The sequence below is a fragment of the Pseudomonas sp. Choline-02u-1 genome, from assembly GCF_002836515.1.
GTDB lineage: Bacteria > Pseudomonadota > Gammaproteobacteria > Pseudomonadales > Pseudomonadaceae > Aquipseudomonas.
This window is the reverse complement of record NZ_PJBC01000058.1, coordinates 174,754-198,627: the sequence shown is the minus strand read 5'-3', so window position 1 is coordinate 198,627 and position 23,874 is coordinate 174,754. Positions and strand designations below refer to the sequence as shown.

At 61.2% G+C, this 23,874-nt stretch carries 22 protein-coding genes and 1 pseudogene; 11 read left to right on the top strand and 12 right to left on the bottom strand.

The features are described from left to right. Nucleotides 1-200 precede the first annotated feature (200 nt). A complete protein-coding gene (locus CXF97_RS14965) occupies nucleotides 201-1,067 on the top strand; it encodes a DUF2242 domain-containing protein (RefSeq protein ID WP_101159163.1) in 867 nt (288 codons plus the stop codon). A gap of 128 nt (nucleotides 1,068-1,195) precedes the next feature. Next, nucleotides 1,196-1,387 carry a hypothetical protein gene (locus CXF97_RS28025; protein WP_157830904.1) on the top strand — a complete coding sequence of 64 codons (192 nt, stop codon included), beginning with the start codon at nucleotides 1,196-1,198 and terminating at the stop codon, nucleotides 1,385-1,387. A 3-nt stretch (nucleotides 1,388-1,390) separates the two neighbouring features. On the opposite strand, the gene CXF97_RS14960 is transcribed toward CXF97_RS28025, so the two are convergent. Together CXF97_RS14960 and CXF97_RS14955 are read right to left on the bottom strand one after the other, a co-directional pair. Next, nucleotides 1,391-2,431 (bottom strand): AraC family transcriptional regulator, encoded by a 1,041-nt coding sequence (locus tag CXF97_RS14960; RefSeq protein ID WP_101159162.1) that lies wholly within the window; start codon nucleotides 2,429-2,431, stop codon nucleotides 1,391-1,393. Nucleotides 2,432-2,434: 3 nt separating this feature from the next. After that, the gene (locus CXF97_RS14955) at nucleotides 2,435-3,565 is read right to left on the bottom strand and encodes a nitrilase-related carbon-nitrogen hydrolase (RefSeq protein ID WP_101159161.1); all 1,131 of its coding nucleotides are present in this window, start codon (nucleotides 3,563-3,565) and stop codon (nucleotides 2,435-2,437) included. Nucleotides 3,566-3,772: 207 nt separating this feature from the next. Here CXF97_RS14955 and CXF97_RS14950 point away from each other — a divergent pair, with 207 nt between their 5' ends. Then, on the top strand, nucleotides 3,773-5,812 hold the full coding sequence (locus tag CXF97_RS14950; RefSeq protein WP_101159160.1) for an NADPH-dependent 2,4-dienoyl-CoA reductase: 2,040 nt from the start codon (nucleotides 3,773-3,775) through the stop codon (nucleotides 5,810-5,812). A gap of 125 nt (nucleotides 5,813-5,937) precedes the next feature. Further along, the gene (locus tag CXF97_RS14945; RefSeq protein ID WP_101159159.1) at nucleotides 5,938-6,864 is read left to right on the top strand and encodes a 1-aminocyclopropane-1-carboxylate deaminase/D-cysteine desulfhydrase; all 927 of its coding nucleotides are present in this window, start codon (nucleotides 5,938-5,940) and stop codon (nucleotides 6,862-6,864) included. 3 nt (nucleotides 6,865-6,867) lie between these two features. Here CXF97_RS14945 and CXF97_RS14940 read toward each other — a convergent pair. Together CXF97_RS14940 and CXF97_RS14935 are read right to left on the bottom strand one after the other, a co-directional pair. Next, nucleotides 6,868-7,415: pseudogene (locus CXF97_RS14940) on the bottom strand (cytochrome b). A 285-nt stretch (nucleotides 7,416-7,700) separates the two neighbouring features. Next, a complete protein-coding gene (locus CXF97_RS14935) occupies nucleotides 7,701-8,093 on the bottom strand; it encodes a hypothetical protein (RefSeq protein WP_178081194.1) in 393 nt (130 codons plus the stop codon). Between CXF97_RS14935 and CXF97_RS28020 the strand changes: the two genes are divergently transcribed. Beyond that, a complete protein-coding gene (locus tag CXF97_RS28020) occupies nucleotides 8,068-8,409 on the top strand; it encodes a hypothetical protein (RefSeq protein WP_157830903.1) in 342 nt (113 codons plus the stop codon). The genes CXF97_RS14935 and CXF97_RS28020 overlap by 26 nt on opposite strands. A gap of 83 nt (nucleotides 8,410-8,492) precedes the next feature. Here the strand turns inward: CXF97_RS28020 and phnX are convergent, their stop codons facing one another. Next, a complete protein-coding gene (gene phnX / locus CXF97_RS14925) occupies nucleotides 8,493-9,320 on the bottom strand; it encodes a phosphonoacetaldehyde hydrolase (protein WP_101159157.1) in 828 nt (275 codons plus the stop codon). Nucleotides 9,321-9,382: 62 nt separating this feature from the next. Beyond that, nucleotides 9,383-10,492, bottom strand: coding sequence for a 2-aminoethylphosphonate--pyruvate transaminase (locus tag CXF97_RS14920; protein WP_101159156.1), 1,110 nt, complete (start codon nucleotides 10,490-10,492; stop codon nucleotides 9,383-9,385). Between the two features lie 113 nt (nucleotides 10,493-10,605). Here CXF97_RS14920 and CXF97_RS14915 point away from each other — a divergent pair, with 113 nt between their 5' ends. Continuing rightward, nucleotides 10,606-11,472, top strand: coding sequence for a LysR substrate-binding domain-containing protein (locus CXF97_RS14915; protein ID WP_101159155.1), 867 nt, complete (start codon nucleotides 10,606-10,608; stop codon nucleotides 11,470-11,472). Nucleotides 11,473-11,579: 107 nt separating this feature from the next. Here the strand turns inward: CXF97_RS14915 and CXF97_RS14910 are convergent, their stop codons facing one another. Continuing rightward, entirely contained in the window at nucleotides 11,580-12,458 is an 879-nt protein-coding gene (locus CXF97_RS14910; protein ID WP_101159154.1) for a LysR family transcriptional regulator, read from the bottom strand. A 269-nt stretch (nucleotides 12,459-12,727) separates the two neighbouring features. Between CXF97_RS14910 and CXF97_RS14905 the strand changes: the two genes are divergently transcribed. Both CXF97_RS14905 and CXF97_RS14900 read left to right on the top strand, forming a co-directional pair. Continuing rightward, the gene (locus CXF97_RS14905; RefSeq protein ID WP_101159153.1) at nucleotides 12,728-14,053 is read left to right on the top strand and encodes an MFS transporter; all 1,326 of its coding nucleotides are present in this window, start codon (nucleotides 12,728-12,730) and stop codon (nucleotides 14,051-14,053) included. Nucleotides 14,054-14,132: 79 nt separating this feature from the next. Continuing rightward, complete coding sequence (locus tag CXF97_RS14900) at nucleotides 14,133-15,524, top strand: FAD-dependent oxidoreductase (RefSeq protein ID WP_101159152.1); 1,392 nt, start codon at nucleotides 14,133-14,135, stop codon at nucleotides 15,522-15,524. An 18-nt stretch (nucleotides 15,525-15,542) separates the two neighbouring features. Here the strand turns inward: CXF97_RS14900 and CXF97_RS14895 are convergent, their stop codons facing one another. Continuing rightward, entirely contained in the window at nucleotides 15,543-16,931 is a 1,389-nt protein-coding gene (locus tag CXF97_RS14895; RefSeq protein ID WP_101159151.1) for a type VI secretion system Vgr family protein, read from the bottom strand. A 221-nt stretch (nucleotides 16,932-17,152) separates the two neighbouring features. Here CXF97_RS14895 and CXF97_RS14890 point away from each other — a divergent pair, with 221 nt between their 5' ends. Then, nucleotides 17,153-17,857, top strand: a complete 705-nt coding sequence (locus tag CXF97_RS14890) for a YebC/PmpR family DNA-binding transcriptional regulator (protein WP_073471330.1) — start codon at nucleotides 17,153-17,155, stop codon at nucleotides 17,855-17,857. A 102-nt stretch (nucleotides 17,858-17,959) separates the two neighbouring features. Here the strand turns inward: CXF97_RS14890 and CXF97_RS14885 are convergent, their stop codons facing one another. From CXF97_RS14885 to CXF97_RS14870, 4 genes are all read right to left on the bottom strand, one after another. Further along, the gene (locus CXF97_RS14885; protein WP_101159150.1) at nucleotides 17,960-19,273 is read right to left on the bottom strand and encodes a protein kinase; all 1,314 of its coding nucleotides are present in this window, start codon (nucleotides 19,271-19,273) and stop codon (nucleotides 17,960-17,962) included. Nucleotides 19,274-19,413: 140 nt separating this feature from the next. Continuing rightward, on the bottom strand, nucleotides 19,414-20,544 hold the full coding sequence (gene zapE / locus CXF97_RS14880; protein WP_101159149.1) for a cell division protein ZapE: 1,131 nt from the start codon (nucleotides 20,542-20,544) through the stop codon (nucleotides 19,414-19,416). Between the two features lie 207 nt (nucleotides 20,545-20,751). Further along, complete coding sequence (locus tag CXF97_RS14875) at nucleotides 20,752-21,507, bottom strand: anti-sigma factor (RefSeq protein ID WP_101159148.1); 756 nt, start codon at nucleotides 21,505-21,507, stop codon at nucleotides 20,752-20,754. After that, on the bottom strand, nucleotides 21,504-22,010 hold the full coding sequence (locus CXF97_RS14870; RefSeq protein ID WP_101159147.1) for an RNA polymerase sigma factor: 507 nt from the start codon (nucleotides 22,008-22,010) through the stop codon (nucleotides 21,504-21,506). Before CXF97_RS14870 ends, CXF97_RS14875 begins: the two co-directional genes overlap by 4 nt. Nucleotides 22,011-22,166: 156 nt before the next feature. On the opposite strand from CXF97_RS14870, the gene CXF97_RS14865 reads away from it, so the two are divergent. Together CXF97_RS14865 and CXF97_RS14860 are read left to right on the top strand one after the other, a co-directional pair. Then, nucleotides 22,167-23,273 (top strand): catalase family peroxidase, encoded by a 1,107-nt coding sequence (locus CXF97_RS14865; RefSeq protein ID WP_101159146.1) that lies wholly within the window; start codon nucleotides 22,167-22,169, stop codon nucleotides 23,271-23,273. Then, nucleotides 23,270-23,815 carry a cytochrome b gene (locus CXF97_RS14860; protein ID WP_101159145.1) on the top strand — a complete coding sequence of 182 codons (546 nt, stop codon included), beginning with the start codon at nucleotides 23,270-23,272 and terminating at the stop codon, nucleotides 23,813-23,815. Before CXF97_RS14865 ends, CXF97_RS14860 begins: the two co-directional genes overlap by 4 nt. Nucleotides 23,816-23,874 lie beyond the last annotated feature (59 nt).

The window sequence follows — 23,874 nt, the reverse complement described above, 5'->3', positions numbered from 1 at the left end:
TCTGCCAAGTTGGGTACTGTGGCCGTTCAGCCGACAAGGGACGGCGAAATTGCGCGCGTTGATCGATCATTTGTCAGCGCAGCTTTTTCCCGATGGCCGTGATCGGTAAAGTTGTAACCGATTCTTGACACTATTCCATGCGCCATGGGGCGACGATCTGTTGCACAATACGCCCCGGACTGTTTTCCTCAGGGTGTTCAATGTTGATTTCCAATCCCATGCGTGTTGTCGGGCTGGCGCTTTTGTTGACTACGGTAGCCGGTTGTTCAAAGGACAAGCCGATCTATGAGCATGAGAACTTTGATGACTCCGGCACCTTTTCGCGCAATTACCCGGTGACTGATACCGCCAGCTGCGAAGCGGCCCGGCGCGCGTTGCTCAGTCAGGGCTACATTATTACCAGCAGTGATCCGAAACTGGTCAGCGGTCACAAGAGTTTCCAGCAAACCGGCGAGACGCACCTGGAGATCAGCTTCAACGTGGTCTGTGCCGAAGACGGCAGTGCCGGGCATCATGCAACGGTGTTCGCCAACGCCCTGCAGGACCGTTATGCGCTGAAGAAGACCAACAATTCTGCGAGCCTCGGCGTTGGTGTGCTGGGTTCGGTGTCGATGCCGATCGGCTCCTCGGACGATTCGATGGTCAAAGTCGCCAGCGAGACGGTCACTGCGCAGAAATTCTATGAACGCTTCTTCACGCTGGTGGAGCAGTTCCTGCCCGCTGATGCGAAGAAAGCGGCACATATCGAAGAAAAACCGCAAACCGACCTCGGTGTGCCGGAGCCGAAAGCGACGCCTGCTCCGGTGCCTGCGCCACTGGTACCGACACCTGCAGCGGAACCGGCGGTGACACCAGCGCCGGCTGCCGAGCCTGCTCCGGCCCCGGTTGAAGCTGCGCCAGTGAGTTCCGAGCCCGTCGTGCCACCAGCGGAGTCGGCACCGATCGCGCCAACACCGGCGCCGGTCGAAGAGCCAACGCCGGCCAGCGAAACCATCACGCCACCGACCAACCCGGATATTGCGCCACCGTCCGAGCCGATTCCGGCGATGCCCGCGTCGGGCCAATAACTTCAGCGAAACCCTGCGGGAGCAAATCTGCTCGCTCCCCCAGGGGGGCCGGTTCGCTTAAAGATCCGGTTACATTCCCCCAACAACCTTCCCGCGATAAATCCCAAACCGCCTGCTACGTTTTATTCATGAAGGTCGCGCTTCACTTTTCCTTCACACGGGCACTTTATGCTCAGGGCACAGGTCGATTGATCAGGCCATTTTCACAGCGAGCAGTTTGGGGGATTTATACGATGGATGAGTATCAGGAAGAACTGCTCGAATATCAGGCCTTTGAGCTGGATCAGCCGGAGCCGGCGGACGACGCAACCGAGCTCTGAGCTTCAAGCCCCCGAGCGATGACTGCGGCGAAACTCGCCGGGCGTCTGGGCGCTCCAGCGCTTGAACGCGCGCTGGAACGCTTCGGCGGAGGCGAACCCCAGCAGGTAGGCGATTTCGCCGAATGCCAGTTCGGTGTCGCGGATATAGGTCATCGCCAGGTCACGGCGCGTGTCATTGAGGATCGCGCGGAACTGCGTACCTTCCTCGGCAAGTTTGCGCCGCAAGGTCCAGGTTGGCAGTTTCAGGCGTGCCGCGACTTCTTCGAGATCCGGCTCGCGGCCGCCATTGAGTAACGGGCCGAGCAATTGAGTAATGCGCTCGCGCAGGCTGCGCGTGCGTGTCAGTTGTTCCAGTTCGCGCTCACACAGTTGCAGCAGATGTCTCCAGGTGCTCGGGCAATGTTCGGGGTTGCGCAGGGCAAGGCTGGCGAGGCTCAGGCGCAGTTGATTGCGCTCGGCGCCGAACTGGATCGGACAATCGCCGAGCACTGTGTAGGCGTCGCGGTAATCCGGTGCTTCGAATTCGATTTCGAGGCGTTCGGCGCGCAACGATTGGCCGCACAGGCTCGACAACTGGTGCAGCCAGCCGGCCAGGATCGAGTCGACCACGAAGCGGTTATAGGCGTTGTACGGGCTGATCGAGTAGAAGCGCAGCCAGGCGCCGTTGGCGTCTTCATGGAAACTGGATTGCCCGCGGTAGTTGGAGCCGTAAAGCGGTTCGAAGCGAGTCAGGCAGCGTGCGGCTTCGCGCACGGTGGGCGCTTGCGCGGCGGTGATGCCGGCCAGGCCCGCCTGATTCAAGCGGATCATTCGCCCCATGCGCAGGCCCAGCGCCGGGTCGCCGGTGAGTTGAATCGCCGCATGACCCAAGCGCATGTAACGCGGGATCGACAAGCGTGCACCAGCCTCCGCCAGCCGCGCGGCATCGAGGCCGTACTGCTCAAGTAAAGGCAGCGGGTCGGCGTCGTGGCTGCGCACGGCATCGGCCAGACTGTGGACGAAGCCCACCGACAGATCCCCGAGGCGCATCGGCTGCGGCTTCATGGTTTACAGCCAAACGTTCAGCAAACGCGCACCACGGGACTCACCATCGGCGAACTGTTGGCCGTTGCTGCTGAGGAAGCTTGTGCCGGTGCTTGGTTTATCCCAGAACTGCCCGCGCATGAACACACTGACGCCGGCAATCGCGCGGCTGCTCGGCGGTTGTGCGGTGAGAGTCAGTCGATGCCAGGCCTGACCTTCGCTGAGGTCGCCGGGCTTGAGGCTTACCGATCCCGGCGTGCTTGAACCCTTGTAACCGCGCCACGGTTTGTCCCAGGCGCCTTGGCCGACCACTTGCGCGGGCACGGCTACCAGTTGCGCGCCGTGTTCATCGAGGGTGCGGTAGTTGCCGGGGTACCAGCTGTCACTGCCAATCAGGACGCCGAGGCGCCCGGCCGGGGTATCGACGACCTGTATGGCGTGTTTGTCTTCCGCCTGAATCACACCCTGCTGATCGAAAATCGGGTGCATCTGGCGTTGCGGCTGGCCCAGCGGCGCGCCGTCGCGGCCGAAAACCACACTGCTGTTGAACAGGGCGCCGCTGCCGGGTTTGAGCTGACCGTCGCGAATGCTTGGTTCCGGCAGCACAATGGAGCCGGCGACCAGAGTGACCTGGAACTCCTTGGCCAGACCGCCGAACAGCGCCTGATAATCCTTGGCCATGACCTTGGATTTCATCCGCAGATAAGCATCATCCAGACGCTGCTCGCCCTTGGCCCGCAGCCAGGCGCGGGCGAACAGCAGCGGATTGCTTGCCGCCAGCCAGTTCATCGCCTCTGCCTGCGTCGGCGCCTGATACAGCTCGTCTTTTTCGCCGCTGATCATCAGCCAGGTGCCGACGTGCTCAGGCATAACCACCACGGTTTTTTCGTTGAGCAAGCCTTGATCCCGCGCCTGCTGCAGATACGCCGCGAGTTTTCGGTGCAGGCGTGCGGAGCTTTGGTAATCAGTCGGGAACAGTTCGGGCTGGATGCCCAGTAGATTGCCACGGTCGGCGGGCGTGCCCTGATCGACGGCGAGCTTGATGCGCAGGTCCGACAGGTAATGCCCCGCCGGCCGGTCAGCCGCCCACATGGCGTAGGTGGTCAGGGCGGCAACGAGGGCCATGGAGAAAAACAGATACAGAAGTTTGCGCATGAAAACCAACAACAGCCGGATACAGGATGTGGCGACTAGGGTAGGGCCCATGGCTTGGGTTGCCAAGGGGCGCTGCGCATTTGGATCAATAACTTGTCAGTTACGGTCATTGAGTGACAGCGGTGCGACTCTTAGTCTGTCGAACATGACTGACGGGGGACGCAGAGCTCCCGCAAATTTCCGTGATCGCTCGTTGTGGAGTTACCGATGACCGCCGCTCATTACCCGCATCTGCTGGCCCCGCTGGACCTGGGATTCACCACGCTGCGCAACCGCACCCTGATGGGCTCGATGCACACCGGCCTGGAAGAAAAGCCGGGTGGCTTTGAACGCATGGCGGCGTACTTCGCCGAACGTGCCCGTGGCGGTGTCGGCCTGATGGTCACCGGCGGTATCGGCCCGAATGACGAGGGCGGCGTGTATTCCGGCGCGGCCAAGCTTACAACCGAAGAAGAGGCGCTCAAGCACCGCATCGTCACTCGCGCGGTGCATGAGGCGGGCGGCAAGATCTGCATGCAGATTCTCCATGCTGGCCGTTATGCCTACAGCCCGAAACAGGTAGCCCCGAGTGCGATTCAGGCGCCGATCAATCCGTTCAAGCCCAAAGAGCTGGACGAAGAGGGCATCGAAAAGCAGATCAGCGATTTCGTCACCTGCTCGGTATTGGCGCAAACCGCCGAATACGACGGCGTTGAAATCATGGGTTCGGAAGGGTATTTCATTAACCAGTTCCTCGCCGCCCATACCAACCACCGCACCGACCGCTGGGGCGGCAGTTACGAAAACCGCATGCGCCTGCCGGTGGAAATCGTCCGTCGAGTGCGCGAAGCGGTCGGGCCGAACTTCATCATCATCTTTCGCCTGTCGATGCTCGATCTGGTCGAGGGTGGCAGCACCTGGGATGAAATCGTCACGTTGGCCAAAGCCATCGAACAGGCTGGCGCGACTATTATCAACACCGGTATCGGTTGGCACGAAGCGCGGATTCCGACCATCGCCACCAAGGTGCCGCGTGCAGCGTTCAGCAAGGTCACGGCCAAGCTGCGCGGCTCGGTGAGCATTCCGCTGATCACCACCAACCGCATCAACACCCCGGAAATCGCCGAGCAGATTCTCGCCGAAGGCGATGCCGACATGGTCTCCATGGCCCGACCATTCCTCGCCGATCCGGATTTCGTCAATAAAGCCGCTGAAGGCCGCGCAGACGAAATCAATACCTGCATCGGCTGCAATCAGGCGTGTCTCGACCACACCTTCGGCGGCAAACTCACCAGTTGCCTGGTCAACCCGCGCGCCTGCCACGAAACCGAGCTCAATTACCTGCCGGTGCAACAGATCAAGAAAATCGCCGTGGTCGGTGCCGGCCCTGCGGGGTTGTCTGCCGCCACCGTGGCCGCTGAGCGCGGTCATCAGGTGACGCTGTTCGATTCCGCCAGCGAGATCGGTGGCCAGTTCAACATCGCCAAGCGCGTGCCGGGCAAGGAAGAGTTTTTCGAAACCCTGCGCTACTTCAACCGCAAGTTACAGACCACAAATGTCGAGGTGTGCCTGAACACCCGCGTCGACGTGGCGAAACTGGTTGAGGGCGGTTACGACGAAATCATTCTCGCCACCGGTATTGCCCCACGCGTGCCGGCGATTCCGGGCGTCGAGAACGCCAAGGTGCTGAGTTATCTGGATGTGATTCTCGAGCGCAAGCCAGTCGGCAAGCGTGTCGCGGTGATCGGAGCTGGCGGTATCGGTTTCGATGTTTCGGAGTTTCTTGTTCATCAAGGCGTGGCCACCAGTCTGGATCGCCCGGCGTTCTGGAAGGAGTGGGGCATCGACATGCAGCTGGAAGCCCGTGGCGGTGTGGCGGGAGTCAAAGCGGCACCGCACGCTCCGGCCCGAGAGGTGTTCCTGTTGCAGCGCAAGAAAACCAAGGTTGGTGACGGCCTCGGTAAGACCACCGGCTGGATTCACCGTACCGGTCTGAAGAACAAGCAGGTGCAGATGCTCAACAGCGTCGAATACCTCGGCATCGATGACGACGGCCTGCACATACGCATCGGCGAAACCGGCGAGCCGCAACTGCTCGCGGTGGACAATATCGTGATCTGCGCCGGGCAGGATCCGCTGCGTGAGTTGCACGACGGCCTGGTCGAAGCCGGGCAGAACGTGCACTTGATCGGCGGCGCGGATGTCGCCGCAGAGCTTGATGCCAAGCGCGCGATCAATCAGGGTTCGCGCCTCGCGGCTGAGTTGTAAACACATTCTGTAGGAGCTGCCGCAGGCTGCGATCTGTTGATCCTGAATTAAAAAGCAAGATCAAAAGATCGCAGCCTGCGACAGCTCCTACTAGTATGTGGTCTTTTCCTGATTGCGCAGTGCCCATGCTTTTGCCTCCTCTTGATTGGCTACCCCACGCCCCCCTCGAACCGCTCCGCCTGGACTGGCTCGCAAGAGCCGGCATCGAAGTCGCGATCCTGCGCCTCGACCGCATCGACCCGCTGATCAGCGGCAACAAATGGTTCAAACTCGTTGAACACCTCAAAGCCGCTGAGCGCGCTGGTGCCGATGGCATCATCAGCCTCGGCGGTGCGCATTCCAATCATTTGCACGCGCTGGCGGCAGCAGGCAAACGGCTGGGCTTCAAAACCGTGGGATTGCTGCGTGGCCATCCCCAGGACACGCCCACGGCGCGGGACCTGCAAGCATTCGGCATGCAGTTGCATTGGCTGGGTTACGCCGCCTATCGCGCGCGGCACGAACCTGGATTCTGGACGCCGTGGCAGGCGCAATATCCGACGCTGCATGCCGTGCCCGAGGGCGGTGGCGGAGTGGCCGGCGCACTGGGTTGCGCAGCGATCAGGCAGCAGGTCGATGAACAACTGGCCACGCTGGGCTGGAATGATTTCCACGCCTGGTGGCTGGCTTGTGGCACCGGCACGACACTGGCCGGACTGGCGCTCGCCGAGAAAGGCCAGCGCTCACTGTATGGCGCACTGGCGGTGCCGGACGATCACGGCGTAGCGCCGAACATCGAGTCCATCCTTGCGCACGCCGCCGAGCCTGCGGCGGGCTATCGACTGATCGACGCCAGCCGTGGTGGCTTCGCCAAGGTTGACGACGTGTTGCTGACCTTCATCGAACTGACCGAGCAAACCAGCGGCATCCCTCTCGAGCCGATTTACACCGGCAAAGCCTTGCTGGCGCTCAAACAGCATGTCGAGTCTGGCGGATTCGCCGTCGGCACTCGTCTGATTTTCATTCACACGGGCGGCCTGCAAGGGCGACGCGGGTTTGCCACGATGCCCTGACGCTCAGCCGCGCTTGGGCATCATCCGCAGCAGGGTGTTATCGCGCACCACGTAATGGTGATAAATACCTGCCAGCGCATGCAGGCCGATCAGCCAATAGCCGATCGTGGCGATCAGTACATGCCAGCCTTCAACTTGTTTGGCGAGCGTCTTGTCTTCGCCGACCAATAACGGCAAATCGAAACCGTAAAACATGACTTGATGGCCCTCGGCACTGGTGATCAGCCAGCCGAGAATCGGCATGCCCAGCATGAACAGGTACAGCGCCCAGTGCATCAGCCGCGCCACGACGGTCTGCCAGGCGGGTGATGCGGGGAAGATTTTCGGCGCAGGGCCGAGGCTGCGTGCGAGCAGGCGAAACCACACCAGTACAAACACGGTCAGGCCCAGCAGATAGTGCATTTCGCGGATCAGCGCGCGAGCGCCGCTGCCCTTGGGGAAGAAACCGCGCAATTCCATGCTGGCGTAAACCAGTACCAACAGCACCAGCATCAGCCAGTGCAGCAGAATCGAACAGTGCTGTAACGCGATTCCGAACTTGTCCATGGCATGAGATTTTCCTTGGGTTTGATTTGCAATCAGGCCGTGGTCACGGCATTGGTTCAATTTAAACCTGCCGGGATGTTTTTGCCTGCTACGCGAGAGGGTTTTTGCAACGAAGGAAAGTGCGCCCAGTCGCGGTTTAATTAATTAGTTACACGGTAGTCACCGCTAGGTGTCGTTCAGTCTGGGGTAACTTTATGTTGTTTATATCTTGTGTTTTGTTTTGATTTGAATAGTTTGTTATGGCTGATTATTGTCTGGATGGGTCTTTAGTTGATTATTAAAGATTAAACCTATTCTTTTAATTTGAGTGTGCATATGAAACCTCCGATCCCGAAGCCTCGCCCGACAATCACCACGACAAAACCAGTAGCGCCCACCAAACCGGTAGTGCCGCCAAAGCCAGTGGCGCCGATCAAACCGGTAGTGCCGCCAAAGCCAGTTGCTCCGGTCAAACCGGTAGTGCCGCCCAAGCCAGTGGCGCCGGTCAAACCGGTAGTGCCGCCCAAGCCAGTGGCGCCGGTCAAACCGGTAGTGCCGCCCAAGCCAGTGGCGCCGGTCAAACCGGTAGTGCCGCCCAAACCAGTCGCTCCGATCAAACCTGTAGTGCCACCCAAACCGGTCAAACCGACCGCGCCAATCGAATCGAAGAGACCGCCAATGCCATGGCCGGCCGTCAACTTCAATATAGACCCGTTAGCATTGATCGCATTGATTCAGGCCGCCGCAGCGACAGCCAATGCTGACGGTTCAACTACGCTGCCTGACGGCAGTCTGATCGATGGTGATAAAACATCGATAAAACGTCCTGACGGAATTATTCAGCATGCGGACGGCAGGGTAGAACATCCGGATGGGCTGATTGTCTGGCCAGATAACACGCTCGAATACCCGGATGGGCGCATTGTCTGGGAAGACGGTACCGAGCAGTTGCCTGATGGCAGTATTAAATATCCAGATGGTCTGGCTTATGATGCGCAAGGTAATCTTGTTACCGAATAAGTTTCAGTGCCGTGATTAGTGCTAATAATAAACAACAAAAAACACCGCTGATAACTATCGATCAGCGGTGTTTATTTTGGGGGTCATGCGTTTTGCGGCATTTCACCGTTGGCCAGACGCTTGTTGATGTCGGCGATCACTTCCGGCAAATCGCTGATGGTGTCGATCATGTAATGCGGGCGTGAACTGTCGAACAGCGCGTGGATGCGCTTGCGCTCGCTGGCCAGTTCAGTGCTGCCCAAGGCGCGGAAACCTTGGTAATCCAGACCCAGCGCATTGCCCGAGCAGATCAGCGCAACGGTCCACATCCCGGCGCGGCGACCCTCGAGAATGCCCGGCGCCGTGTCATCGATCTTCACGCATGCCGCCACATCGTCGATGCCCAGGGCGATCACATTGGCCAACGCTTGCGCTGGCCATGGGCGACCGTTGGGCACTTCGTCGGTGGCGACTACATGATCGGCGACGTAGCCGTTGCTCGCGGCCAGTTCGACGACTTTGTCCATGACGGCTTTCGGGTAGCCGGAGCAGGAACCGATCTTGATTCCTTGGGCGCGCAGTTGAGCGATAGTGTCCAGCGCACCGGGGATCAGTGCCGAGTGTTCGGCGATTTTCTCGATCTGCAACGGCATGAAACGGTTGTAGATAGCGGTAACGTCATCGTCGGTCGGCGTGCGGCCGAACACCTTGCGATAACGTTCGGCAACCTGCGGCTGATCACAGAGGGTGCGGATGTGATCCCACTTGCCCATGCCCATCGGCCCACGGGCTTCTTCGATCGACACCTGCACGTCGAACTCGGCGAAGGCCTCGACGAAAATCTGCGTCGGCGCAAACGAGCCGAAATCGACTACAGTACCGGCCCAGTCGAGGATCGCGGCTTGCAGCTTGGTTGGGTTGGTGTAGTTCATGGCAATCAATTCCTGTGAAAAAAGCTGTTCGAATTTGGCGATCCTGTAGGACCGTGTGGCCTTCAGATGTCGAGCACTTCCATCTCGCGTAGCACTTCGCCAACCGCTGCTACGGCCTGGCGCATTTCGTCCGGGGTGACGTGGCCGATGCAGCCGACGCGGAAGGTTTCGACCTGGGTCAGTTTGCCGGGGTAGAGGATGTAACCCTTGGCCTTGACGCGTTCATAGAAGTCTTTGAACTGGTAACGCGGATCCTGCGGCGCATGGAAAGTGGCAATAATTGGCGCCTGAATCTGCGCGGGCAAAAAGCTGCGCAAACCGATTTTGCTCATCTCTTCCATCAACGCCTGACAATTGGCTGCATAACGTGCGTGCCGCGCCGGCAGGCCACCTTCTTCGCTGTATTGCAGCAACGCTTCGTGAAGCGCCGCGACAACGTGGGTCGGCGGCGTGAAGCGCCATTGTCCGGTTTTCATCATGTAGGCGTGTTGGTCGTACAGGTCCATCGCCAGCGAGTGTGAGTTGCCGGCGGCGGCGGCCAGTGATTCCTTGCGGGCAAAGACAAAACCCATCCCCGGCACGCCTTCCAGGCACTTGCCGGAGGCGGCGATGAGCGCGTCGAACGGCACTTTTTGCGCATCCACCGGCAATGCGCCGAAGGAGCTCATGGCGTCGATGATCAGGCGTTTGCCGTGTTGCGCAACGACCTCGGCGATTTCCGCCAACGGATTAAGAATGCCGGTGCTGGTTTCGCAGTGGATCAGCGCCACGTGAGTAATGTCAGCGTCGGCGCGCAGCAGTCGGTCGACGTCGGCGGCGGTTGTCGGTTCGTCTTCGGCGGTTTCGAACGTGCTGAAAGAGCGGCCGAGCACTTCGCAGATCTTTGCCAGGCGCTTGCCGTAGGCGCCATTGATCAATACCAGGATTTTGCCGTCGCGCGGCACCAGCGTGCCGATCGCCGCTTCGACGGCGAACGTGCCGCTGCCTTGCAATGGCACACAGTGGTGGCTGGCGGCGCCGTTGAGGATGGCCAGCAATTGCTCGCACAGGCTGGCGGTCAACTGGTTGAAGCGGTCATCCCACGAACCCCAGTCGACCATCATGGCCTGGCGGGTGCGGGCCGACGTGGTCAACGGGCCGGGAGTGAGCAGAATCGGTGCGGCGGTACTCATTCGTGTGTCCTCGCGAAAACGCTGTGGGATGAAGCTACGGGGCCTACGTTGCAATTCGCGCTTGCATCAATCAAATTGTTTGTTGTTATGCCAGCCATCAGTGAGGATTATTCATGAATCTGTTTCAGCTCCGTGCCTTCGATGCTGTGGCCCGTGAGGGCAGCTTCACCCGTGCTGCGGCGCGGTTGTTTATCAGCCAGCCAGCGGTCACCGGGCACATCAAGGCGCTTGAGGAGCACTACCAGATCACCTTGCTGCGGCGCACCGCGCGACGGGTGGAACTGACCGAGGAGGGGACCAAACTGGCGGCGATCACCCGGGCCATGTTTGGCCTGGCGGAAGAAGCGCAGACGCTGCTTGAGGCGAACCGGCAGTTATTGACCGGACGTCTGGAGGTGGCGGCGGATGGACCGCACATGGTCATGCCGATGCTGGCGAGTTTGCGCGCGCGCTATCCGGGGATCACCGTGAACCTGCGCCTGGGCAATGCCCAGGAAACCCTGGCGGCGCTGTTGTCGGAACACGCTGATGTCGCGGTGCTGACGCAGGTCGAGCCGCGCAAGGGGCTGCATCTGCAAGCGCTGAGCGAGTCAAGGATCTGCGCGCTGGTGCCGGCGGGGCATCCCTGGGCGATGCGCTCGGGTGAAGTGAAACTCAAAGCGTTGGACCACGTGATCATGGTTCTGCGCGAGCCGAGTTCGATCACCCGCCGCACCTTTGACCAGGCATGCTCTCAGGCCTCGATTCAGCCTCGGGTGTTGCTGGAGCTGGACAGTCGCGAGGCGGTGACCGAAGCAGTTGCGGCCGAGTTGGGCGTTGGTGTGGTGTCATCGGTGGAGGTCAGCCATGACCCACGCGTGGTCGCGATCCCGATTGCCGGGGAAGGGCTGGTGAACCGGCACATGATTGGCTGCATGGAGCGGCGGCGCGAGTTGCGTTTGATTCAAGCCTTCTTTGGTCTTGCGCCAGCCGCACCGTGAGCGTTCCCACGCTCTGCGTGGGAACGCAGCCCGGGACGCTCTGCGTCCCATCCAAAGCCGAACGCGGAGCGTCCGTTGCGGCATTCCCACGCAGAGCGTGGGAACGATCAGGAACCGGGGAGGCTTTCACGAACCATGTCCAGGAACGTCGCCACTACACGCCGCGAGCTCTGTTCGCGCAAGCACACCAGCGTCTCGGTCAGGCGCCGGGTGCAATCGGTGATCGGCAGCGCGCAGACCCGTGAGTCGGCGCCAAATTCTGCCGCTGAAACAACCCCCACACCAATCCCCACCACCACCGCCTCGCGCGCCGCTTCCCGGCCTTCAACCTGAATCGCCGGGCGAATGCGAAAACCCGCGCGGGCCATTTCTTCTTCCAGGGTCTGGCGTGTCACCGAACCGATCTCGCGCAGCACCAGTGGCGTGTCATCCAGATCGGCCAGACAGATCGATTCGCGCTCGGCCCACGGATGATTGTGCGAAACAAACGCCACCATCGGATCGTTGCGCAACGGTACGCACATCAAGCGTTCATCGGTCACATCACGGCCGAGCAGCGCCAGATCGGCCTGATAGTTGAACAGGCGAAACAGCGATTCATCGGTATTACCGGTCTCGATTTTTACGCTGATGCCCGGATAGCGTTCACAGAACCGCGCGATCTGCGGCAGCACGTGGATGGGCGCGTCCACCGCCAGAATCAGGCTGCCGGTCTGCAGTGCCTGGGATTCCTGCAACAACTCTTGCGCTTCGGCCTCGATCACGAACAGGCGTTGAGTAATCGCCAGCAAACGCTCGCCGAGATCGGTCAGGCGCACGGCGCGTTTATTGCGGTGAAACAGCAGAACACCAAAGCGCTCTTCGAGTTTGCGCACCTGGTCGGAAATCGCCGGTTGCGTCAGATAAAGCCGCTCGGCGGCGCGGGTGAAGCTTCCATGAACGGCCACGGCGTGGAACGCTTTGAGTTGTGCGTGTGAGACGGACATGTTGGCTCCAGTAACAAGCTGAGCTTATGTGTGAAATACGATAAATCGATTTTATTTATTAAACAGTAATTGCTTTGATCGGCTCACGCCATCGCTGACTGCTCGGTCGTGCAGCGGCGTTGGCGCATGAGCCTGTGCGTGCAACAGCAGACTCATCTGACCGGTATCGCTGAGGGAAGGGGCGATATCGCAGTGCTCAACAATAAAAAACACAGGCGTTTTTCTTAACGATTCTGCCGGCACACTCACACCTTGAGGTCAGAACCACCATGAACAAGCATATCGGCACCCTGGCGCGTTGGCGCGTGCAGATCTTCGCTATTACCTGGCTCGCGTACGCCGCATTTTATTTCACCCGCAAAGCCTTTTCGGTGGCCAAACTGGGTATCGCCGAAGACCCTGATTTCACTCTCGACAAAATGGCCATGGCCAACCTCGACGCGATCTATCTGGCGGCTTACGCCCTCGGCCAGTTCACTTGGGGCATGCTCGCCGATCGCTTCGGTCCGCGGGTTGTCGTGCTCGGCGGTTTGCTGATATCCGCCGCTGCGGCGCTGGTGATGGGCAGTTTCGCGACGTTGCCGATCTTCGCCACCTGCATGCTGATTCAAGGTTTGGCGCAATCGACTGGCTGGTCCGGACTGTGTAAAAACCTCGGCAGTTTCTTCCCGGCCGAACAACGTGGGCGGGTGCTCGGTTTGTGGAGTTCCTGCTACGCATTTGGCGGTCTGGTCGCTTCGCCATTCGCCGGCTGGTGGGCTTATACGCTGGTCGGCACCTGGCACGCGGCATTCATTTCCAGCGCGGCGGTCGTAGCGGTGGTGGCCGTGCTGTTCTTTGTTTTTCAGCGTAATAAACCCGAAGACGTTGGTCTGCCGGCAGTGGAACCAGAGCCGCAACTCAGCGCCGAAGAAACCGAAGCCAACAGCAAACTCAGCATGTGGGAGCCGTTGAAGGAGATCCTGCGCAATCGCACGGTGCTGGTGCTGGGCCTGGCGTATTTCCTGCTGAAACCGGCGCGCTACGCAATTCTGCTGTGGGGGCCGGTGATTGTTTTCGAACAGATGCCGAGCGTCGGCAAAGTCGGCGCTGCAATCATCCCCACCGCGTTTGAGTTGGCTGGCTTACTGGGGCCGATCATGATCGGGCTGGCCTCGGACAAACTCTTCGGCGCCCGACGCATGCCGGCCTGCGTGCTGAGTCTGCTGGCACTGACCGTGACGCTGGCGCTGTTCATGGCTGCGCTCAACACCGGCAGCGTGTTGTTGGTCGTCGCGCTGCTGTTCGTCATGGGGCTGACTCTGTACGGCCCGGACTCGATGATCAGCGGCGCCGCCGCCATCGATTTCGGCAAGGCCAAGGCCGGTGCCACTGCCGCCGGTTTCGTCAACGGCTGCGGCTCGGTCGGCGCGGTGCTCGGCGGTTTGCTGCCAGGCTACTTTGACTCGGTGACGGTGTTCATCGTTTTTGCCGGCTGTGCACTGTTCTCCGCGCTGGTGTTGATTCCGCACTGGAACAGTCGACCGGTCGGAGTCATGGAGCCGCGCGCCGCTATTCCCAATGGGCGGTTGAGCGTCAAACCCCTGCGTTCCTGAAATCCTTCGCGCTGTGGCCTGCTGCGCGGTGCGCGGTGCGCGGCAGGCTGCGTCGTGGCCTTCTGACTGGAGATCTCCCATGCGACCCTTCTGGCTCGAGCAAGCCTTGCAGACCGGCCCATCCCAACTCTGCCCACCGCTGCAAGGCGAGGTGCGCACGGACGTGTGCATCGTCGGCGGCGGCTACACCGGATTGTGGACAGCGATCATGCTCAAGCAGCAGAACCCCGAGCTGGAGGTGCTGCTGATCGAAGCGGACATCTGCGGCGCTGGCGCCAGTGGCCGCAACGGCGGCTGCGCGCTGTCGTGGTCGGCAAAGTATTTCACTCTGGAGTGCTTGTTCGGCGTCGAAGAGGCGGTGCGTCTGGTCAAGGAGTCGGAGCGCAGCATCCATGCGATCGGCGAGTTCTGCGAGCAGTACGGTATCGATGCCGATTACCGCCTCGACGGCACGCTGTACACCGCAACCAATCGTGCCCAGGTCGGGGCGACCGATGCGGTGATCGCGGCGCTGGAGCGTAACGGCATCAACTCGTTCAGCCAGCGACCGCTCGCCGATCTGCAACGTATGGCTGGCTCAGCAAAACACCTGGAGGGCTGGTTTTCCCCGGCGGCGGCCAGCGTGCAACCGGGCAAACTGGTGCGCGGTCTGCGCCGGGTGGCGCTGCAATTGGGCGTGAAAATCCATGAGGGCACGGCGATGACCGGGCTGGAAGAGGGCCGCCCCGCACGCATTCACACACCCGGCGGCAAGGTCATCGCTGACCGTGTGGTGCTGGCGATGAACGCGTGGATGGCCCGCGCGTTTCCTCAGTTCGAGCGTAGTGTGGCGATTGTGTCCAGTGACATGCTGATCACCGAGCCTCGCCCTGACCTGCTTCAGCAAATCGGTTTGACCAGCGGCGTAACCGTGCTCGATTCGCGAATTTTCGTGCACTACTACCACAACACCCCGGACGGCCGGATCATGCTCGGCAAGGGCGGCAACACCTTCGCTTATGGCGGGCGAATGCTGCCGGTATTCGATCAGCCGTCGCCTTATGCAGCATTGCTCAAGCGCAGTCTTGCGGATTTCTTCCCGGCGTTCGCCGAGGTGAAAGTCGATGCGACGTGGAACGGCCCCTCGGATCGTTCGGTCACCGGTTTGCCATTCTTCGGCCAGATGAGCGCGGCGGGTAATGTCTTTTATGGATTCGGTTATTCCGGCAGCGGCGTCGGCCCGTGTCACATGGGCGGGCAGATTCTCGCCGCACTGGTGCAGGGCCTGGATAACCCCTGGACTCGCTCGCCGCTGGTCAACGGGCCGTTGGGCTATTTCCCTCCGGAACCGATCCGCTACCTCGGCTCGCTGATGGTGCGCAACGCCATTCGCCGCAAAGAGCGCGCCGAAGATCACGGACGCCGGCCCAGGCATCTGGACGTGCGCCTGGCGAAGTTCGCGGCGGCGGCGGGCAAGGCTGACAAAGGCTGACAAAGGCTGAGGCGCCGATCAGTGCTCGGCGCGGTTGATCAGCCAGTCCAGCAGCAGGCTGTCGCGCACGGGCTCTGACTCGTGTACCGGCGGCTGCCGCGCGTCGCCGAGACACAGAATCGGTCGGTCCGGATCGCTGTCGAGGAAACTCACCCATACGTTGCAGCCGGCACGTGGCAGCTCGTCGGCGGCGACGGGGCCGTTGATTCGACTCATGGCGATCGGTAGCCACAAGGCGTCGCTGGCCGATTCGTCCTCTTCAGGCCATAAGCGCACGGCCAGACAGCCGTTTTCATCGACTTGTGCGAGCTGCCCGGGCGCGCCCGCCACCCGCGCCAGGTGATAGCCGGCAACGTTCGGCCGCGGCTGTTTGAGCGGCGGGCGAAAGTCGCTGGACCAGGGTTGGGCGGTAAAATCGTTGTGATAGCGGTGAACGGTTGGCGCCGGATCAAGAATCGAAGGGTGCTGCCCTTCGTGGCGCACGGCGCTGATCAACCATTGTTCGTTGAAGTGATGGATCGGATGCTCCGCCACCAGCAGCAATCGGCCACTGAGCAAATCGCAGCAATCGCTGCGCCCGTGAATGGAGCGTAACTGGCTGCGTTGGCGTTGCAGATGGCGCCGGCTGCGTTGTTCGGCGTACAGGCGTGCCAGTGACCGCGCCTGCGTTTGCGACTCGGTCGAGGCTTCGTTGGCTGCTTCATCCATGCCGGCAGGCTGACCGCGATTGCGCACCGCATGCAGCATCGGCACCGGCGCCGCCCGATGTTGTTGATAGAGAACGCTGACGCAGGGCGATGGCGGTTGCTCATCGGCACTGAAAGGAATTTCGACCGGTTCCTGCGGCAGGCTCAGGCTGTCGTCGGCGAACACCACGACATGCCCGTCAGGCCCATGTTCGAAGTGATAGTGAATGCCTTCTTCTTCGCAGAGCCGCTGCAGCAGGGCCAGATCACTTTCTTCAAACTGAATGCAAAAGGCCCGTGCCGGGTAGTGGCCGACGCTCATTTCAATGCGGTAGCTGTGCGCCGGCAGGGCATGTTCTTCGAGCAGATGCGCAATGATCTGCGGCGCACTGAGGTGGGTAAACACGCGTCGTCTATTCGCTTGCGCCAGTTGCTGCAGATGCGGCACCAGAATCAGGCGATAGCCGATCCGATGAGTGCCGCGATGTTCGCAACTGGCGCTGCAGATCACGCCGTGGAACCCCTGCTGCCCACTCAGCCGCAGAAAGGCTGGCCGGTGCAAAAACGAACCCGGGGCGATGGCCGGGGCGAGGCCGAGCAATTCGATGTCGAAACGGTAGGGCTGGTTCAGCGCTTCCTCGCCGTGAAAACGCACCACCGGCAGGCGCAATCCACTGTCGGTCAGGGTAAGGGTGAACGGACTTTCCTTGTCATTGAACATTCGAGCAGGCCCTGTCAGGCGATACGGGGTTTCAAGGGTACGAAACCGTCAGGCTGAATGGTCATCTCAAAGGCGCTTTTCAGAATCCCCCTACATGCTTTGGTGAAGATGTCGATTCTGCGGGCTGTTTTTTTGGTCGATTGCCGACTTTAGGCCGTATAAACTTGCCGCCACGCGTCGGCCAATAGATGTCTCGGCGCCACAGATCAAGAGAGTGAGTAATGGGCGCACAGTGGAAGGTTAAACACAAAGAAGCGGCAGCCAACGCCAAAGGGAAGATCTTCGGCAAACTGGTGAAGGAAATCACCATTGCTGCACGCAACGGTGCCGATACCGCCACCAACGCACACCTGCGTCTGGTGGTCGAACAGGCGAAGAAAGCCTCGATGCCAAAAGAAACCCTCGACCGCGCGATCAAGAAAGGCGCCGGTCTGCTGGGTGAAACCGTGCAATACCATCGCGTTACCTACGAAGGCTTTGCCCCGCATCAGGTGCCGCTGATCGTCGAATGCGTGACCGACAACATCAACCGCACCGTCGCGGAAATCCGCGTGGCGTTTCGCAAGGGCCAGTTGGGTGCTTCCGGTTCGGTGGCGTGGATGTTCAACCATGTCGGCATGATCGAAGCCTCGCCGGACAGCCCGGACGCCGACCCCGAAATGGCTGCGATCGAAGCCGGTGCACAGGATTTCGAGCCGGGTGAAGAGGGCGCGACGCTGTTCCTCACCGATCCGACCGATCTCGATGCCGTGCAGAAAGCACTGCCCGAACAAGGCTTCACCGTGCTGTCGGCCAAGCTCGGTTACCAGCCGAAGAACCCGGTCAGCGGTTTGAGCGACGAGCAGATGGCTGAAGTCGAAGCGTTCCTTGAAGGCCTCGATAACCATGATGATGTGCAGGATATGTTTGTGGGTCTGGCTGGCTGATCGTTTGCGCCAGTAAACATCTTTTTGCGAGCAGGCTCGCTCCCACATGGCGGTGTATTGCCAAGGTCGGAGCGAGCCTGTGCGCGAAGGGCCGCGCAGCGGTCACAGGCTTTCCAGAGTCTCAACCACTTCGCTGAAACCCGGCCGTTCCAGCACATCGGGCTGGCAGCAACGCCGTTCCAGCGCCTCGAGTTGAGAGCGCCGTTCAGTACTCAACCCCGAGTTCATACGGGCCAGCAATTCCCCCAGCAACACTCCGAATGCGCGTACTTCAAGACGCTGCAAGGCGCGTGTCGACGCGTCATCACCGGTGGCATGAAACGACGCCGCGCCGAAATCCCCGAGCAGGCAATCGCCCCGATCATTCAACAGTATGTTGTGGCCGTAGAGATCGCCGTGGGTAATGCCTTGTCGATGCAGATGCTCTGCCGCCGAAGCGACGCCCTTGGCGAGGCGCAGGGCAACGTCGGCCTTAAACCGGCAATCTTCGGCATAAACATCCCGCGAGCATGAGGCCAGGCTTGGCAAACCGGCGAGATTGCGGAAGCTTGGATCAATCAGTTGCATCACCAACCCTTGTTGCTGATCGGGATGGCCGCTGATGCGGCCCTCGACGCTGATCAGGTTGGGGTGCAGACCTGCGGTGATGCAGGCGTTCATCTCGTGCAGCGGCGAGCCGTCGCTGGTCATCTCTCCTTTGTACAACTTCAGCGCAACCGCCTGCGCCGTGCCATCGTCGCGCTGCCAGAGCGCTCGATAAATCACCCCGGAGGCGCCTTCGCCCAGTTGTCGTTCCAGGCGCAGCGCCGACCAGTCGATCAGTGGCGTGGCGTCCAGAGCGGCAGCATCGGCCTCGGTTTCCAGCGGATTGCCGGCGTAAGCCAGCCAGGTCAGGCTCGGCAGGGTCAGCAGCCATTGCGGCAGCTCGTCGAGTTGATTGGCAGCGATGCGGAGCAATTCCAGCTGATGACAATGGCGCAAGGATTCTGGCAACGAGCGCAGGCGATTGCCAGCGAGCATGAGCTTCTGCAGGGCGGGGCGTTCACCGAGTTCGCTGGGCAGGGTTTCGATGCGGTTGTCGGTGAGGATCAGCCAGCGCAGCTGCGGCGGCAGGGCGGCAGCGGGGACGTCGACGATGCGGTTGGCCTTGAAGCCGACCATCGTCAGCGCAGTGCATCGGCCGAGGCAGGCCGGCAGTTCGGTGAAGCGGTTGTCGGAGCAGAACAGCACGCGCAGGCGGGTCAGGCGATGCAGGTCATCAGGCAGGGTGTTCAACGCATTGCCGCTGAGGTTGAGCACCTCCAGCGTGTCGGCCAATGCGAAAATCTCGCGAGGGAATTCGGTCAGCCCGCAAGACAAGTCGAGTCGGGTAATGCCAGACAGCTCGCCGGCGCGCAGTTGAGCAAGGGTGTGCATGTTTTTGTTTCGCTACTGATCGGTGGAGCGACGCGGGGGCGCTGGAATGGGCGACATGATAGCGGTAATGCGGATGCTGAACGGGTTTTCAGTTGCCCCGGTACCTTGTGGGAGCGAGCAGGCTCCCACAAGGTAGGGGATCATTTGGATGCGTGGATTTCCTGCAACTGGCCCAGACGGCTGCGCGTGCGCGCCAGGTCGATCGCGTGGCCTTCCAGGCTCTGGCCCAGCGGCCATTGGCCGAGCAGGGTCAGGTGTTTGTCCTGATCGTAGAGCACGTCGATCAGATTGATGAAGCGCTGTTGCACGGCGATCGGGCACTCGCCGAGCTGCGGCAGGTCATCGATGATCCACTGGTCGAAGCGCTGGCATAGCTGCAGATAATCCATCACCGCCGTCGGCTGTTCGCACAGATCGTTGAAGGTGAACGCGACCCGCCGGCCCTCACACAATCGGCCCTGCAGCTGGCGCTTGCCCACCTCGAGAGCCAGGGCGGGCGCGTCGGCTGGTGGCAGGTTCAGGGCCTGGCGCTGCGCTGACGTGGCCGGCCACACGTAATGCCCTCGGGTAAACATCTGGTGCGTGTGCTGGCGGTTGAGCGTGCGGTAGTCGTGCGCGCCGCCTACTTCCATCACCTGCATGCGCGTGTTGATCAGCTCGATCACCGGTTTGAAGCGTGCGTGATACAGCGGATTGGGCAGCAGGCCCTCGGGTGCATAGTTGGACGTCACCAGCAGCATGATCCGTCGCTTGAAAAGCGCCTTGAACAGCCGCGTGATGAGCATCGCGTCGCCGATGTCATGCACGTGAAACTCGTCGAAACACAGCACCTGACAATCTTCCAGCAGCTCGTCCAGGGTGATTTCCAGCGGGTCTTCCTGCTGGCGATGACGGAACATGCCGTCGTGCAACCGAGCGAAAAACTGATGGAAATGCAGGCGCTGTTTGCGCTTGATTGGCAGCGCCTGGAAGAAACCGTCGAGCAGCCAGCTCTTGCCACGCCCGACTGCGCCGTACAGATACAGACTTGGCGGTGTGTGCCCACTGTCGCCCAACAGCACGCTGGCTTGCTGCGCCATGCAGTCGATGACTTGTTGCTGGCTGCGGCTGAGGCTGTAGCCCTGGCTGTGGGCCTTATTGCGGAAATAATCGCGGATGGTCGCGGCGTGGGCATCGTGCCCGGCGCTCGCCGGCAACCCTTTGCCGAACAGGCGGCGCAGCAACGGCCAGCGTTGGCTCAGTCGTGATCGTTTCGGCGTTCTTGCGGGCACGCGGCACAGGCTCCTGGTGATTGGGCCGGCTCACCGGGAGCGCGGCGATCCAAGTGTAACCAGACCTCAGGCGTTGACTCCATGAAATATGTGCACGGTCCCCTGCAGGAGCTGACGAGTGCAACGAGGCTGCGATCTCTTGATCTTGGGTCGCCGCCACAAGATCGCAGCCTCGTTGCACTCGTCAGCTCCTACAAGCGGCGGATTTCAGAACGGTGGCGATTGCTTGAGCAACTCTGCTGCCGGCGAGTCGGTCGGGCTGACCACCGCATAGTTATAGCCCGGCCCTGACCAGTAATCGGCCTGCAGATCCCCATCGCTGCGTGAGCCGCGCGGCAACAGGGTGTTTTTCGGCCCCGGCGGACGCAAGTAGAAACTCACCTTGTGGCCGCTGCCGTCCTCATACATCACCATCGCCGCGGGGCCTTCATCGGTGCTGAGCAAGCGACCGCTGACTGGTTCAAAACCGGCCGCCTTGAGATCCGGCAAGCGCTTGGCACCGCTGAAGTAGCGGTCGAGCCAACGCTGCATATCACCGTCACTGTCGACCTTGTAATCGGCGGGCAGCACGCCTTGCTGGGCGATCAGGCGATAGGCTTGCAACGCGTCAGTCATGGGCAATTGCGCGGGGCGCACCAGGGTCATTTCCCGCGCCTGCCAGCCACTGAAACCGCCGATGCTGACAGCCACCAGCAGCACCGCCGCGCTGGCCAGATGGCGACGTGACTGCTGGCGGCGACGCTGGCGAATCATCGCCGGGTCAAGCGCCGGATTGACCGGCTGCTGCAACGCGCCGCTGAGGGCCGCGCGCAGTTGCTGGGCGTCGCGCTGCCAGGCGCGAACCTGCGCCGCTTCTTCAGGGTGGCTGGCCAGCCAGGTCTCGAGCAGGCGCCGGTCGGCGTCGCTGAGCTGGTGGTCGACGTAGGCGTGCATGTCTCGTTCACTGGGAGGCAGGCTGATCATTTGAGTATCCGCAAGGAAGGGCTGCTGATTTCGCCGTCGCTGAGCTGGCGCAAAGCCTGGCGGGCGCGGGACAGGCGCGACATCACGGTGCCGATCGGGGCGTCGAGAATCTCGGCGACCTCTTTATAGGACAGGCCTTCCACCGACACCATCAGCAGCAAAGCGCGTTGTTCGGTGGGCAGGCGTTCGAAGGCTTGCAGGGTCGACTGGGCGATCACCGTGCGTTCCACCGAAGGTTCGGCATCGTCGCGACCGGTGAAAAATTCGAGCATGCGCGCATAGCGCCGCGAACGACGGTGGGCATCAAGAAATTGCCGATAGAGGATCGCAAACAGCCAGGCGCGCAAATCGCCCTCGGTGCGTTTTTCGCCCCACGCCGACAGCGCCCGCTCAAGGCTGGCCTGGACCAGATCGTCAGCGCTGCTGCTGTTGCGCGTCAACGACACGGCGAAGCGGCGCAATCTGGGAATGATTTCTCTCAACTGTTCGTCGAATTCGCTCATGAATTTCTGCTGGTCGCTACGCTGTGGACTAGGAAGACGCCCGTCAGCGCAGGTTATTCCCCGTGTGCAGAAATAAATACCGCGCCGTGGAATAAACCCGGACGGCGTGCGTCTTGCTGACTCTTTCCACTTGTGGCCGATGGCCTGGAGTTATTCATGGTTGATCGCTCGTCCCCCAACGCTGCACCGCCCGGCAGGCCGCCGCGCCAGCCACTGAGCGCCGCGAGTCTGGTATTGCGTCTTGGCGCCATTGCCGTGGTCGTCGCCGCCGTGGCCGGGGCGTTTGCCTACGTGCATGGCAACCTTGACCCACAACGACTGACGCCCAAAGCGCTGGTCGATGTGCTGGAAAAGAACAACGGCGTGCATCCCGGTTTTCGTCGCAATCACGCCAAAGGTGTCTGCGTGATCGGTCATTTCGAAAGCAGCGGCGAGGCGCGAGCGTACTCCACTGCGCAAGTGTTCAACCTGCCGCAGACGCCGGTGGTGGGGCGTTTCGCTCTGCCAGCCGGCAATCCCTATGCGCCGGACAGCGCCGTACCGATCCGCAGCCTGGCGCTACGTTTTACTCAGGCGGACGGCCAGCAGTGGCGCACCGGCATGAACAGCATGCCGGTATTTCCGGTGGGCACGCCTGAAGCGTTCTATCAACTGCAGCAAGCGCAGTCGCCGGATCCGGCCACCGGCAAGCCCGACCCGACGAAGGTGCCGGCGTTCTTTGCCGCACATCCTGAAGCCGTGCCGTTTTTGACTTGGGTGAAGACCGCCAAGCCTTCGGCCAGCTACGCCACTGAAACCTATAACAGCATCAATGCATTCTATCTGGTCGATGGCAACGGCAAAAAACAGGCGGTGCGCTGGAGTATGACGCCATTGGCCCAGGACGCAGCGGGTGCCACCGCCCCAGAAGGCGCGGACTTTCTCGAAAAGGATCTGGTGCAACGCTTGGCCGCTGCACCCTTGCGCTTCCAGTTGAACATCACCTTGGCCAACGCTGACGACCCGGTAAACGATGCCAGCAAATCCTGGCCCGCCGATCGCAAAGTGTTGAACGCCGGTACGCTGGTGCTGGAGAAAACCCAGCCGCAGCTGAGTGGCGAATGCCGCGACATCAACTACGACCCGCTGGTGCTCCCGGCCGGGATTCAAGGCTCGGGAGATCCATTGCTCGCCGCGCGCTCGGCCGGCTATGCCGATTCCTACCTGCGTCGCACCAGCGAAGTCAGCCAGTTGCCCGCCGCCAAACAGGAGGCTCGCCCATGAACAAGCAACCGACTCATTTCGTCTTGCTGGCGCGTCTGCTGCACTGGCTGATGGCGCTGATGATCATCGCCATGCTGTTTATCGGCGCGGGCATGGTCACTTCGGTGTCGTCTCGCCATGAGTGGCTGATTCATCTGCACAAACCGCTGGGCATCGCGATTCTGGCGCTGGTGATCGTGCGCCTGCTGGTGCGCTTCACCACACGCCAACCGCCGCTGCCGGATGATTTGCCGGGCTGGCAGGTGCTGGCTGCCAAGGCTTCCCATGTTTTGTTGTATGCGTTGATGTTGGTGTTGCCGCTGCTCGGCTGGGCGATGATCAGTGCTTCGGGCGAGCCCGTGATGCTCACGGCGTCGCTGCATCTGCCAGCCATTGTGCCGGCAGATGCGCAACTGTTTGCGCTGCTGCGCAAGTCGCATGGCTATCTGGCTTATCTGCTGTTTCTGACGGTGTTGCTGCACTTGGCGGCGGCGCTGTTTCACGGCTGGGTGCGCCGCGATGAAGTGCTCGACAGCATGTTGCGCGGGCGTGATCGCGGCTGAGCCTTCCAAGCAAAAGATCGCAGGCCGGCTGCGATCTTTTTCCGGGGCGGGCGGGGAGC

Excerpts from the sequence above, each read along its gene's own strand:
- CXF97_RS14965 (WP_101159163.1), top strand. The coding sequence starts at position 201 with ATGTTGATTTCCAATCCCATGCGTGTTGTCGGGCTGGCGCTTTTGTTG.
- CXF97_RS28025 (WP_157830904.1), top strand. The coding sequence starts at position 1,196 with ATGAAGGTCGCGCTTCACTTTTCCTTCACACGGGCACTTTATGCTCAG.
- CXF97_RS14960 (WP_101159162.1), bottom strand. The coding sequence starts at position 2,431 with ATGAAGCCGCAGCCGATGCGCCTCGGGGATCTGTCGGTGGGCTTCGTC.
- CXF97_RS14955 (WP_101159161.1), bottom strand. The coding sequence starts at position 3,565 with ATGCGCAAACTTCTGTATCTGTTTTTCTCCATGGCCCTCGTTGCCGCC.
- CXF97_RS14950 (WP_101159160.1), top strand. The coding sequence starts at position 3,773 with ATGACCGCCGCTCATTACCCGCATCTGCTGGCCCCGCTGGACCTGGGA.
- CXF97_RS14945 (WP_101159159.1), top strand. The coding sequence starts at position 5,938 with ATGCTTTTGCCTCCTCTTGATTGGCTACCCCACGCCCCCCTCGAACCG.
- CXF97_RS28020 (WP_157830903.1), top strand. The coding sequence starts at position 8,068 with ATGCCATGGCCGGCCGTCAACTTCAATATAGACCCGTTAGCATTGATC.
- phnX (WP_101159157.1), bottom strand. The coding sequence starts at position 9,320 with ATGAACTACACCAACCCAACCAAGCTGCAAGCCGCGATCCTCGACTGG.
- CXF97_RS14920 (WP_101159156.1), bottom strand. The coding sequence starts at position 10,492 with ATGAGTACCGCCGCACCGATTCTGCTCACTCCCGGCCCGTTGACCACG.
- CXF97_RS14915 (WP_101159155.1), top strand. The coding sequence starts at position 10,606 with ATGAATCTGTTTCAGCTCCGTGCCTTCGATGCTGTGGCCCGTGAGGGC.
- CXF97_RS14910 (WP_101159154.1), bottom strand. The coding sequence starts at position 12,458 with ATGTCCGTCTCACACGCACAACTCAAAGCGTTCCACGCCGTGGCCGTT.
- CXF97_RS14905 (WP_101159153.1), top strand. The coding sequence starts at position 12,728 with ATGAACAAGCATATCGGCACCCTGGCGCGTTGGCGCGTGCAGATCTTC.
- CXF97_RS14900 (WP_101159152.1), top strand. The coding sequence starts at position 14,133 with ATGCGACCCTTCTGGCTCGAGCAAGCCTTGCAGACCGGCCCATCCCAA.
- CXF97_RS14895 (WP_101159151.1), bottom strand. The coding sequence starts at position 16,931 with ATGTTCAATGACAAGGAAAGTCCGTTCACCCTTACCCTGACCGACAGT.
- CXF97_RS14890 (WP_073471330.1), top strand. The coding sequence starts at position 17,153 with ATGGGCGCACAGTGGAAGGTTAAACACAAAGAAGCGGCAGCCAACGCC.
- CXF97_RS14885 (WP_101159150.1), bottom strand. The coding sequence starts at position 19,273 with ATGCACACCCTTGCTCAACTGCGCGCCGGCGAGCTGTCTGGCATTACC.
- CXF97_RS14875 (WP_101159148.1), bottom strand. The coding sequence starts at position 21,507 with ATGATCAGCCTGCCTCCCAGTGAACGAGACATGCACGCCTACGTCGAC.
- CXF97_RS14870 (WP_101159147.1), bottom strand. The coding sequence starts at position 22,010 with ATGAGCGAATTCGACGAACAGTTGAGAGAAATCATTCCCAGATTGCGC.
- CXF97_RS14865 (WP_101159146.1), top strand. The coding sequence starts at position 22,167 with ATGGTTGATCGCTCGTCCCCCAACGCTGCACCGCCCGGCAGGCCGCCG.
- CXF97_RS14860 (WP_101159145.1), top strand. The coding sequence starts at position 23,270 with ATGAACAAGCAACCGACTCATTTCGTCTTGCTGGCGCGTCTGCTGCAC.